The sequence below is a fragment of the Actinoplanes flavus genome (genome assembly GCF_017592555.1).
In the GTDB taxonomy this organism is placed as follows: Bacteria; Actinomycetota; Actinomycetes; order Mycobacteriales; family Micromonosporaceae; genus Actinoplanes; species Actinoplanes flavus.
Genome location: NZ_JAGFNS010000037.1, coordinates 71,234 through 82,268 on the forward strand (window position 1 = coordinate 71,234; position 11,035 = coordinate 82,268).

The window sequence follows — 11,035 nt, forward strand, 5'->3', positions numbered from 1 at the left end:
ATCGCTGACGGCGGCGACTGCCGTCGATCCGTGCGTTCGCGAACCATGGTGGACATGAGCACGCAGACAATGACCAGCACCGATACCGCCGTCGAGGTGACCGGACTGCGCCAGAGCTACGGCGCGTTCGAGGCGGTCAAGGGTATCGACTTCACCGTCCCGGCCGGGGGCCTGTTCGCGCTGCTCGGCACGAACGGGGCCGGCAAGACGACCACCATCGAGGTGCTGGAGGGGTTCCGGCCGGCCGCCGGGGGCACGGTGCGGTTGCTGGGGCTGGACCCGTACCGGTCGCGGAGGGCGCTGCGCCCCCGGGTCGGGATCATGCTCCAGGAGAGTGGCCTGATCGGTGATCTGACCGTGGCCGAGACCGTGGACCTGTGGCGCGACCTGCACGCCCGGCCGATGGAGAGGGTGGCGGCCCTGGCGCTGGTCGGGCTGACCGACAAGGCGGGCGTACGGGTGAGGCAGCTCTCCGGTGGTCAGAAGCGCCGCCTGGACCTGGCTCTGGCCGTCGTCGGCCGTCCCGAGGTGCTGTTCCTCGACGAGCCGACCACCGGTATGGACCCGGAGGCCCGGATCGCCACCTGGCGGCTGATCCAGGATCTGGTCGCGGCCGGCACCACGGTGTTGTTGACCACCCACTACCTGGAGGAGGCGGAACGGCTCGCCGACCGGGTGGCGATCATGCACCGGGGTGAGATCCGGACCGCCGGGACGGTGCCCGAGGTGGTGGCCGGTCACGGTGACCGGATCGCCTTCCTGGTGCCGGCCGAGGCGCCGATCGACACGCTGCCCCGGATCGACGGGGCGGCCCCGGAGATCGTGGTGGACGACGGACGGCCGACCGCCCGGTACACGGTGACCGGCGGCGATCCGGACGGCCGCGCCCACCGGACCGTGGCCACGCTGCTGGCCTGGGCCACCTCCCGCAACGTCACCCTGAACCGGCTGTCGGTCCGCCCGGCCTCGCTGGAGGACGTCTTCCTGACCATCGTGGAGGAGAACCGATGACCACCGACCTCAAGCACACCGTCCGGCTGGCCCGGGTCGACATCCTGCTGATCATGCGCAACCGGTCGGCGCTCACCAACGCCGTGCTGATGCCGCTGCTGGTCGCCGGCTTCCTGATCTTCACGGCCCGGGCGCAGGCCGCCGACCAGGTCGCGTTCATGCTGACCGGGCAGGTGGCCACGCTGGCGCTGTTCGCCCCGCTGGTCAACCTGGCCGGTTTCTACACCACTCGCCGGGAGGAACTCGTCCTGAAGCGGCTGCTCGGCGGTCCCGCGTCGGCGGCCGCGATCCTGGGCGGCAGCGCGGCCGGCGCGACCGCCGTCTACCTGGTCCAGGTGCTCGCGCTGTGCGTGGCCGCGGTGCCGCTCGGCGTCGGCCTGCCGCACAACCCGCTGCTGCTGCTGGCCGGGGTGCTCGGCGCGGCGGGCCTGTTCAGCCTGGTCTCGATGGTGATCTCCGGGTTCAGCTCGACCGGGGAGCTGGCGCAGATCGCGACCGTGCCGTTCATGTTCCTCTGCCTGTTCCTGTCGCCGGCGATCGTGCCGTTGGACGCGTTGCCGGAGCAGCTCGGCCGGATCGCCGGGTATCTGCCGATGACGCCGGTCACCGAGCTGATCCGGACCGGTTTCCTGGGCGAGGGCGGGGACGTCCTGCCGAACCTGGGCCTGCTGGCGGCGTGGGTGGCGGTGGCGGCGGTGGTGGCCCGGCGCTGGTTCCGCTGGGACCCGCGGCGGGGCTGACAACTAGGGTGTCCGGCATGACTGGAGGACTGCGGAGAGCCCGCCGGATCACCATGTGGAGCCTGGCGTTCACCCTGGTGATGGGCTGGTTCGGAGGGCTCGGCGGCATCCTCCTGCTGATCGCCGAGGACCGGGTCCAGCCGGTTCGCCTGATCATCGCCGTCGTCGGACTGCTGGTCTTCAGCTTCTTCGTCTGGCGCCTGGTCCGCGCGGTGTCGATGTTCTGGCCGCGGCCGGCTCGCGAGATCCGCCGCTACACGGTGATCTCGGGCGCCGCGGTGCTGGCGATCCTGCTCGCGCAGAACGCCGAACCGGTCACCTGGGGTCTCGTCCCGATCGCCTGGATCAGTCTGGTGACCGTCCGCACCGGGGGGCTGGCGACCACGCTGTTGTCCGCCGGCACGGCCGCGACCTGCGTGCTCGTCCAGTGGCTGAACCCCGGCCCGCAGAACATCCCGGTCGGCGTGGCCGTGGTCGTCTACGGGATCATGTGCCTGACTCTCCCGTACGCGAACAAGCTCTGGATCTGGATCCTGGATCTCGCCGAGCAGGCGCACGCCAGCAAGGACGCCGAGGCCCGGCTGGCGGTCACCGAGGAGCGGCTGCGGTTCGCCCGTGACCTGCACGATCTGGTCGGCCACAGCCTGTCGGTGATCGCCGTGAAGAGTGAGCTGGCCGGCAAGCTCACCGCCATCGACGCGGCCCGCGCCGCCGAGGAGATGGCGGTGGTCCGCGGTCTGGCGCAGGACGGTCTGCGGCAGATCCGCGAGGCGGTCCGCGGCTACCGGGTTCTGGATCTGGCCTCCGAGGTGGACAGTGTCCGCGCCATCCTGGAGGCCGACGGGGTGCGCTGCGAGATCGACCTGCCGCCGGGGGCCGTCGACCCGGAGACGGCCGCCCCGTTCGCCTGGGTGGTGCGGGAGAGCGCCACCAACATCCTGCGGCACAGTTCGGCCACCTGGTGCCGGGTGTCGTTGCGGGCGGTCGGCGGCTCGGCGGTTCTGGAGGTGGTCAACGACGGCGCGGCGACCGGTTCCGGTCCGGCCGGCACCGGGCTGGCCGGGCTGGGCGAGCGCCTGGCCGCGATCGGCGGCTCGCTCACCGCACAGCCCACCGGCGACGGCCGTTTCCTGGTCCGCGCCACCGCACCGACCGGAGTCACCGCGTGATCCGCGTCCTGCTCGCCGACGACCAGCATCTGATCCGCGAGGCCCTGGCCATGATGCTGGAGTTCGAGGACGACCTGACCGTGGTCGCCCAGTGCGGCCGCGGCGACGAGGTGCTGACCGCGGTCGCCGCCCACGAACCGGACGTGATCGTCCTGGACATCGAGATGCCCGGCCTCGACGGGCTCAGCGTCGCCGAGCGGCTGCCCGGCCGGGCCATGCTGATCCTGAGCACCTTCGCCCGGCCCGGTCATCTGCGCCGGGCCATCGCGGCGGGGGTGCGCGGTTTCATCCCGAAGGACTCCTCCAGCGCCGAACTGGCGAACGCCATCCGCCGCATCCACGCCGGTGGCCGCTACCTCGATCCGGAACTGGCCGCCTCGGCGATGATGGCCGGCGAGAACCCGCTGACCGACCGGGAACGCGACGCTCTCGCCCTGGCCGCGGCGGGCGCCTCGGTCGCCGAGATCGCCGCGCGGCTGCACCTGAGCGAGGGCACGGTGCGCAACTATCTGTCCAACGCGATCACCAAGCTGGGTGGCGCCAACCGGATCACCGCGATCGGTCACGCTCAGCGGATGGGGTGGATCTGAAAACCCCGGATCCGGTACGGGCATCGCCGCCCCTCACCGCAGCGGGGCCGTACCGTGGCGCACCGCGATCGTCTGCCGGGTCCGGCCGGTGCCGCCGCATCCGGGCTGAGTACTCTCCACGGCCATGAACGCCCGCCTCATCCCGTACCTGCTGGTGTGGCTCGGTCTGCCGGCCGTCGCCGCGGTGATCCTGCTGTTCTCCGCCCAGGACACGCGGGCGGCCTGGGCGGCGCGCGGCGACGACGGCGTCCGGGGCACGTTCGTGACCGGCCCGAACAACTGCTCCGGCAGCGCGTGCACGCCCTACGGCGACTGGACGGCGGCCGACGGGAACTCCGGCCGCAAGGACGTCATCCTCTACGACCCGCCCCGCCTGCTGACCCCCGGCGACGAGGTGGAGGCGCTCGACGCGGGCGCCCGCAACGGCGTCTTCACCGTCGGCGGCGACGGCCTCACCCGTACGGTCGTCACCGCCTTCACCGGCGTCGCGGTGTTCCTGCTGCTCGTCTGGCTGGCCGCGCTGGCCGTGACGGTCCCCCGCTACCGGCGCAGGTACGCGCCCTAGCGGCACGACGGCTCAAGCGGCGGGCTTCACCTCGACCGGGATGCCGTTCAGGACGCTGTTGCCGGAGAGCGGGTCGATCACCAGCTCGTCGGTGAGCAGGTTGGAGTTGACGCCCGGGTGTTCGGCCGCGACCGCCATCCGGGTGCCCGGCAGGTCGTGCCCCCAGCCGTGCGGTAGGCTCACCACGCCCGGCATCACCCGGTCGGTGACCTCGGCCCGGGCCACCAGGCCGCCGGCCCGTGAGGTGACCTGGACGGCGTCCCCGTCGGCGACCGCGAGCCGCTCGGCGTCGGCCGGATGGATCTGGAGCGTGCACCGGTCACGCCCCTTCACCAGCGCCGGGACGTTGTGCATCCAGCTGTTGTTCGACCGCAGGTGCCGCCGTCCGATCAGGACCAGGCCGCCGCGCTCCCGGTCGAGGGCGTCCCGCAACCGTTCCGCCTCGGCGGCCAGTTCGGGAACGCACAGTTCGACGGTGCCGGAGGCGGTCCGCAGCGCGGCCGGGATCCGGGGCCGCAGCGGGCCGAGGTCGATGCCGTGCGGCGCGGCCTTCAGCCGGTCGAGGGTCAGCCCATCCGGGTTCTCGCCGAAGCCGTCGCCGTACGCCCCGGCGCGCAGCGCCACGTCGAGCAGCCGCTCGGCCGGATGGTCGCCGGTGACCAGGCCGTGCCGGTCCTGGGGGACCCGGCGCAGCGCCTGCCGCAGCAGCTCGTCGTGCACGACGGCGGGATCACTGTCGTCCTGGCCGAGAACGATCAGCATGAGCCGGGCCAGGATGTCGCACTCGTCCGGGACGTCCGGGTCGGGCGGCAGCACCGGCGGCGAGTAGGCCGCGAAGTTGCGCACCGACAGCGCCAGGAAGCTGAAGTCGTAGTGGCCCTTGCGCACCGAGTCGGTCGGCGGCAGCACCACGTCGGCGTGCCGGGTCGTCTCGTTCAGGTACGGGTCCACGCTCACCATGAAGTCGAGCCCGGACAGCGCCCGGTCCAGGCGTGCGCTGTTCGGTGTGGACAGCACCGGGTTCCCGGCGATCGTGATCAGCGCCCGGACCTGCTCGTCGCCGGGTGTCTCGATCTCGTCGGCCAGGGTGGCGACCGGCAGCTCGCCCTTCACCTCGGGCAGCCCGCGGACCCGGCTGTGCCAGCGCCCGGTCCGGAAACCCTTGCCGGACTTGGCGGCGCCGGACAGGTGCGGGGCGAGCGGGAACATCACGCCGCCCGGCCGGTCCAGGTTGCCGGTGAGGATGTTGACCACGTCGATCAGCCAGCTGGTGACCGTGCCGAACTCGACCGTGCAGGTGCCGATCCGCCCGTACACCGCGGCGGTCGGGGCGGCGGCCAGCTCCCGGGCCAGGCCGCGGATCCGCTCGGCCGGGATCCCGCAGACGTCGGCGACCCGCTCCGGCGGGAAGTCCGCGGCGAGTTCGCGGACCGGCTCGACGCGGCTCACGTACTCCGGGATGGTGGCCAGGCCCTCGGCGAAGAGCGTGTGCACGATGCCGAACAGCAGGTACGCGTCGGTGCCCGGCCGGATCCACAGGTGCTCGTCGGCGTGTTCGGCGGTCCGGGTCCGCCGTGGATCCACCACCACGAACCGGCCGCCGCGCGCCTGGATCGCCTTGAGCCGCCCCGGGAAGTCGGCGGCCGTGGCGAGGCTGCCGTTGGACTCCCACGGGTTGGCGCCGAGCATCAGCAGGAAGTCGGTCCGGTCCAGGTCGGGCACCGGGATGGTCAGCGGATTGCCGAACAGGTAGCCGCAGGACACGTGCTTGGGCATCTGGTCGACGGTGCTCGCCGAGTAGACGTTGCGGCTGCCCAGCGACCGCAGCAGCGGTGTCACGTAGAGGCCGCCGGACATGGTGTGGGCGTTCGGGTTGCCCAGGTAGACGGAGACGGCCTGTGCGCCGTACCGCTCGATGACCGGCCGCAACCCGGCACGGACCGCGGCGAACGCCTCCGCCCAGCTCACCTCGACGCCCTTGACCAGAGGCCGGCGGAGCCGGTCGGGGTCGTCGGTGAGCTGCCCGAACGTGGCGCCCTTGGGGCAGACGAAGCCGTGACTGAACACGTGCTCGCGATCGCCGCGGGCCGCGACGACCCGGTCGGCGTCGATGGTGAGCTCCAGGCCGCAGGCGGCCTCACAGAGCGGGCAGGTCCGGTACGCGGTCCGCATGGCCGTCTCCCAACGCTGGGTTACTGGTCGGTATCCTGCCACGCCGGACCCCGGGCCGAACAGGTTGAAAGACTGACCGGGCTGCCGGACATGAACGGAAGTGGACCTCGTGAATCCCGACCCGCGCCGGGCCCGGTTCGAGCGGCTGGCCCCCGCGGTGATCGACGCCGTCCGCCGCTACCTGGCCCGGCGCACCGATCCGGCGACCGCCGACGACGTGCTCTCGGAGACCCTGCTGATCTGCTGGCGGCGCCTCGACGAGATGCCGGAGGAGCACCTGCCCTGGGCGTACGCGGTGGCCCGCAACTGCCTCGCCAACGCCGAACGCGCCCACCGCCGCCGGTTCCGGCTGCTCGCCCGGATCTCCCGGCTCGACCCGCCGCCGGCCGTGGTCGACGGTCCCGGCCCGCCCGACGACGACCTGGCCGGGGCGCTGTCCCGGATGCGGCCCGAGGACGCCGAATTGCTCCGGCTGTGGGCGTGGGAGGACCTCGCCCCGGCCGGGATCGCCGTGGTCCTCGGCATCACCGCGAACGCCGCGTCGATCCGCCTGCACCGGGCCCGGCAGCGGCTGCGCGACGAACTGACGGGAAAGACCGGCCCCGCCGCCGGACATGACAGGTCGACAGAGGGGAGCCGGACGTGACCGACGACGATCTGAGGGAACGCCTGCGCCGCGCCGACCCGGCCGCGCGGCTGGCACCGGCCTCCCCCGCCCAGGTCGAGCACCTCGTGGAGGAAGCCATGTCCCGTGTCCCCGTCCGCCGGTGGGCGGCGCCCGTCGCCGCGGCCCTGGTGCTGCTCGCCGGCGGGACCGCCTGGGCGACCCTGCGCCCGGAGCCGGCGACCATGTCCACCCCACCCGCGATCATCTCCGTCGCGCCCGTCCCGTCGGTCCAGATTCCCGCGGGCGGGCAGGCCAAGTGCGCCGAGCCGAAACCCGAACTACTGGCCGAGCGGGCCACCTTCGCCTTCGCCGGCCGGGTCGTCGAGATCGACGATTCCACCGCACTGCTGGAGGTCACCCGCGACTACCGGGGCGCGGACGTCCCCCGGATCGCGGTGAATCAGCCCGGCGGCACCCCGGAACTGCTGCTCGGCTCCGGCGACTTCGAACTCGGCAGGGAATATCTGGTGTCGAGCGTCGGCGCGGACGTGATGATCTGCGGCTACAGCGGCGAGGCCGGCACACCCGGCCTGCGCGAACTCTACGAAGCGGCCTTCTGAACCGGGTCCTCGACGACCGGGTGACGCAGACCCGGGTGGTCCGCCGGCAGGCTGCGGCGGATCACCCACCAGCTCACCGCCAGACACCCGGCGATCAGCGGCCCGGACAGCCCGAGCCGGGCCGCGGCCAGTGCCTCGGTCCAGCCCGCCTGGTAGAGCGGCAGGAACACGGCGACCCGGATGACGTACTGCATCACCCACACCCAGCTGCCCCGCGAATAGGCCCGCAGCAGCGCCGGATCGCGCCGCCAGCGCGTCCGCTGCCCCAGCACGGTGCCGACCACCAGCCCCAGCAGCGGCCACCGGATCACGATGCTGATGATCCAGGCGAGCGCGCTGGCCGCGTTGCTGAGCAACTGGAGCAGGAAGAAGTCCTCGGCCTTGCCGGTGTAGAGCGCGATCAGGGCGGCCACACACACCAGGAACAGCCCGATCAGCACGGCCCGCGGCTTGTCGCCCTTGCGCAGCCGCCACCAGGAGACGCCGATCGCCGACACCACGGCCGCGATCGCCCCGGCCCAGATCGACTCCCCGAAGACCAGCCACCCGGCCACGAACCCGACCGCGGGCAGCGACGCGTCGACCGCGGCCCGCCGCCCGTTGAGCAACTCCGCCAGCGATTCCGGCTGCGCCATCTCCACCCGCCCCTTGTGAGGTTAGGCCACCCTAACCCAGAGACCTTTCTTCCGGTACGGGCGGGCACCGCCCCGTACCGATCAGGGCCGTGCCGCCGGCTCCGCGCGGCCGCCTGCCGGGTCGAGCCCGTGCCGCGCCCGCCGGGCTCAGATCGGTGGCCGGGCTCACCCCATCCGGGACCGCTCGGCCCCGATCGTGGTGTCCTCGCCGTGCCCGGTGTGCACCACCGTCTCGTCCGGCAGGGCGAACAACTTCTCCCGGATCGACGCGACGATCAGCCCGGCGTCGGAATAGGACCGGCCGGTGGCGCCGGGCCCGCCGTGGAACAGGGTGTCGCCGGTGAAGACACGGTTCAGCTCGGGGACGTGGAGACAGACGGCGCCGGGCGCGTGACCGGGCGTGTGCAGCACCTCCAGCACCGACCCGCCCACCTCGATCCGGGCGCCGTCGGCCAGGTCGATGTTCCACCACACCCCGTCGCCGTGGGTCAGCTCCCACAGCGGCCACTCGGCGGGGTGCAACAGGATCGGGGCGCCGGTGCGCTCGCGCAGCCCGGGGGCGACGCGGACGTGGTCGTCGTGGGCGTGCGTACAGACGATTGCCCGTACCTGCCGGTCGCCCACCACCGCGAGGATCGCGTCCACGTCGTGCGGCGCGTCGATCACCACGCATTCGTCGTCGTCGCCGACCACCCAGATGTTGTTGTCGACGTCGAAGGTCTGGCCGTCCAGGCTGAAGGTGCCCGTGACGACACCGTGATCCACTCGCAGCATCCTCGGATTGTCGGCGAAAATCGCGGGCGCCGCTGAGCACTCGCCGGGCCGGAAGCGTCACAGGCGCACGACTTTCGAGCGCTCGGGCCGGCGCCGGACCTCAGCCGGCATCCTCGGTGACCTCCAGCCGAGGCGTCCCCTGATCGCAACCGGTCAGCTCGACCTCCACCCTGGTCTTCCCGCGCACCTGGCGGAACTCGCCCTCGTCGTCGTCCTGGTCGTGGACGGCGTACCCCTGCGCCGGCGACATCGAGAGGATCCGCTCGCAGTCGGCCACCACCGTGCCGCCCCGGGTCGGGAACGACCGGCCCCGGGCGGCGGCGGTGGTGGACACCATCGGCGCCGGGGACGGCGGCGCGCCGCCGAGCCCGTCCAGCGCCCGCTCCACCTCGTCCTCGCTGATCGGGGCGCCCTGCCGGGACACCAGCCCGGACCCGACCAGGCCGATCCCGACCACCCCGACCAGCACCGCGAGCACCGCCGCGACGATCCATCCCGCGACGATGACCAGGGGCAGCCGGCCGAGCCGGTCCAAGAGACGCACTCCACGACTATCCGCCGCCGGACGATAAGCCGGGCACCGGACAGCGCTAACGAAAGGTTAAGAGGCCCGGTTGCGCCGGCCCCGGCGGTTACCGTGCAGCGGTGGCGAGACTCCTGCTGATCGAGGACGACCCGGCTATCCGGACACCGCTGCTGCGCGCCCTGCGGGAACGCGGGCACGCGGTGGCCGCGTCGGCCGCCGCCCTGGAGGGCCTCCAGACCGCCCTGGCCGAGCGGCCCGACCTGATCGTCCTCGACCTGGGCCTGCCCGACCTCGACGGGCGGGAACTGCTGCGCATGCTGCGGGCGGTCAGCCGGATCCCGGTGATCGTGGCGACCGCCCGCGACGAGGAGACCGAGATGGTCCGGCTGCTCGACGCGGGCGCCGACGACTACGTGGTGAAACCGTTCACCGCGGCGCAGCTCGACGCGCGGATCCGGGCGGTGCTGCGGCGCGGCGCCGGGCCCGAGGAGGCGGCGCCGGTGCTCGAGGTCGGCGGGCTGCGCATCGACCAGGCGGCCCGCTCGGTCACGCTGGACGGGGCGGCGGTCGAGCTGACCCCGCGCGAGTTCGACCTGCTGCACCATCTGGCCCGGCACGCCGGTCAGGTGGTCACCAAACGGGAACTGCTCAGCGAGGTGTGGCAGGTGCCGTACGGCGGCGCCGACAAGACCGTCGACGTGCACCTGTCGTGGCTGCGGCGCAAACTCGGCGAGACCGCGCAGGAGCCACGCTATCTGCACACCGTCCGCGGCGTCGGCGTCAAACTGAGCGAGCCGGTGTGAGGGCCCGCCTCACCCTGCTGGTCGGCGCCACCACGGTGCTGGTGCTGCTGGCGTTCCTGGTGCCGCTCGCCCTGCTGGTCCGGCAGGTCGCCGCGGACCGGGCGCTCAGCCGCGCCGACGACGTGGTCCAGTCGATCGTGCCGATCGCCGGAGCGGGCGACGTCGGCGCGCTGCGGCTTTCGGTGTCGGCTCAGTCCGTACCGGTCACGGTCTTCCTCCCGGACGGAAGCGTGCTCGGCGCGCCCGCCGCGCCCACCCCCGCGGTCCGCCTCGCCGGAGCCCGCCGGGAGGCACTCACGGTGACCACCGACGACGGCCGGGAGCTGGTGGTGCCGGTGGTCGGGGCGGGCGGCGTCACCGTGATCCGCACCCTCGTCACCGACGCCGAGCTGACCCGTGGCGTGACCCGCGCGTGGGCCACCCTGGCCGCTCTCGGCGCGGCCCTCGTGCTGCTGGGCCTGCTGGTCGCCGACCGGCTGGCCCGCGCCATCATCGCCCCGATCACCCAGCTGTCCGCGGTCTCCCACCGGCTCGCCCGCGCCGAGCTCACCGCCCGCGCCGACCCGGCCGGCCCGCCCGAACTGCGTGAGGTCGCCGGAGCGCTCAACCATCTGGCCGGCCGCATCCAGGACCAGCTCGCCACCGAACGGGAACGAGTCGCCGACCTCTCCCACCGCCTGCGCACCCCACTGACCGCGCTGCGCCTCGAAGCCGAATCCCTGCGCGACCCGGAGGAGTCGGCCCGGGTGGCGGCCGCCGCCGACGAGGTGGCCCGGGCCGTCACCGCCGTCATCCGCCGGGCCCGGCGCACCCGCGCCGGGCC

The 11,035-nt window shown here is 73.1% G+C and carries 13 protein-coding genes; 9 read left to right on the forward strand and 4 right to left on the reverse strand.

The window, feature by feature from the left end:
• Nucleotides 1-54 precede the first annotated feature (54 nt).
• From J5X75_RS38140 to J5X75_RS38160, 5 genes are all read left to right on the forward strand, one after another.
• Nucleotides 55-1,011 carry an ABC transporter ATP-binding protein gene (locus tag J5X75_RS38140; RefSeq protein WP_238490677.1) on the forward strand — a complete coding sequence of 319 codons (957 nt, stop codon included), beginning with the start codon at nucleotides 55-57 and terminating at the stop codon, nucleotides 1,009-1,011.
• The gene (locus tag J5X75_RS38145) at nucleotides 1,008-1,751 is read left to right on the forward strand and encodes an ABC transporter permease (protein WP_208472580.1); all 744 of its coding nucleotides are present in this window, start codon (nucleotides 1,008-1,010) and stop codon (nucleotides 1,749-1,751) included. The genes J5X75_RS38140 and J5X75_RS38145 overlap by 4 nt, the downstream gene beginning before the upstream one ends.
• 17 nt (nucleotides 1,752-1,768) lie before the next feature.
• On the forward strand, nucleotides 1,769-2,920 hold the full coding sequence (locus J5X75_RS38150) for a sensor histidine kinase (protein ID WP_208472581.1): 1,152 nt from the start codon (nucleotides 1,769-1,771) through the stop codon (nucleotides 2,918-2,920).
• Nucleotides 2,917-3,510, forward strand: a complete 594-nt coding sequence (locus J5X75_RS38155; protein WP_208472582.1) for a response regulator transcription factor — start codon at nucleotides 2,917-2,919, stop codon at nucleotides 3,508-3,510. The genes J5X75_RS38150 and J5X75_RS38155 overlap by 4 nt, the downstream gene beginning before the upstream one ends.
• 124 nt (nucleotides 3,511-3,634) lie before the next feature.
• Nucleotides 3,635-4,075: a hypothetical protein gene (locus J5X75_RS38160; protein WP_208472583.1), complete on the forward strand. Its 441-nt coding sequence runs from the start codon at nucleotides 3,635-3,637 to the stop codon at nucleotides 4,073-4,075.
• Nucleotides 4,076-4,087: 12 nt separating this feature from the next.
• Here J5X75_RS38160 and J5X75_RS38165 read toward each other — a convergent pair whose 3' ends face one another.
• On the reverse strand, nucleotides 4,088-6,247 hold the full coding sequence (locus J5X75_RS38165) for a molybdopterin oxidoreductase family protein (RefSeq protein WP_208472584.1): 2,160 nt from the start codon (nucleotides 6,245-6,247) through the stop codon (nucleotides 4,088-4,090).
• A 109-nt stretch (nucleotides 6,248-6,356) separates the two neighbouring features.
• Here J5X75_RS38165 and J5X75_RS38170 point away from each other — a divergent pair, with 109 nt between their 5' ends.
• Together J5X75_RS38170 and J5X75_RS38175 are read left to right on the forward strand one after the other, a co-directional pair.
• Nucleotides 6,357-6,893, forward strand: coding sequence for an RNA polymerase sigma factor (locus J5X75_RS38170; RefSeq protein ID WP_208472585.1), 537 nt, complete (start codon nucleotides 6,357-6,359; stop codon nucleotides 6,891-6,893).
• Nucleotides 6,890-7,474 (forward strand): hypothetical protein, encoded by a 585-nt coding sequence (locus J5X75_RS38175; protein WP_208472586.1) that lies wholly within the window; start codon nucleotides 6,890-6,892, stop codon nucleotides 7,472-7,474. Before J5X75_RS38170 ends, J5X75_RS38175 begins: the two co-directional genes overlap by 4 nt.
• Here J5X75_RS38175 and J5X75_RS38180 read toward each other — a convergent pair.
• From J5X75_RS38180 to J5X75_RS38190, 3 genes are all read right to left on the reverse strand, one after another.
• Nucleotides 7,456-8,109 carry a DUF3159 domain-containing protein gene (locus J5X75_RS38180; RefSeq protein ID WP_208472587.1) on the reverse strand — a complete coding sequence of 218 codons (654 nt, stop codon included), beginning with the start codon at nucleotides 8,107-8,109 and terminating at the stop codon, nucleotides 7,456-7,458. The two genes, J5X75_RS38175 and J5X75_RS38180, sit on opposite strands and share 19 nt — an antisense overlap.
• 165 nt (nucleotides 8,110-8,274) lie before the next feature.
• The gene (locus J5X75_RS38185) at nucleotides 8,275-8,883 is read right to left on the reverse strand and encodes an MBL fold metallo-hydrolase (RefSeq protein WP_208472588.1); all 609 of its coding nucleotides are present in this window, start codon (nucleotides 8,881-8,883) and stop codon (nucleotides 8,275-8,277) included.
• Between the two features lie 100 nt (nucleotides 8,884-8,983).
• Complete coding sequence (locus tag J5X75_RS38190) at nucleotides 8,984-9,427, reverse strand: hypothetical protein (protein WP_208472589.1); 444 nt, start codon at nucleotides 9,425-9,427, stop codon at nucleotides 8,984-8,986.
• Nucleotides 9,428-9,528: 101 nt separating this feature from the next.
• On the opposite strand from J5X75_RS38190, the gene J5X75_RS38195 reads away from it, so the two are divergent.
• Together J5X75_RS38195 and J5X75_RS38200 are read left to right on the forward strand one after the other, a co-directional pair.
• Entirely contained in the window at nucleotides 9,529-10,212 is a 684-nt protein-coding gene (locus J5X75_RS38195; RefSeq protein WP_208472590.1) for a response regulator transcription factor, read from the forward strand.
• Nucleotides 10,209-11,035: HAMP domain-containing protein (locus J5X75_RS38200; RefSeq protein ID WP_208472591.1), on the forward strand; the 827-nt coding region annotated here is incomplete at its 3' end. The genes J5X75_RS38195 and J5X75_RS38200, both read left to right, overlap by 4 nt.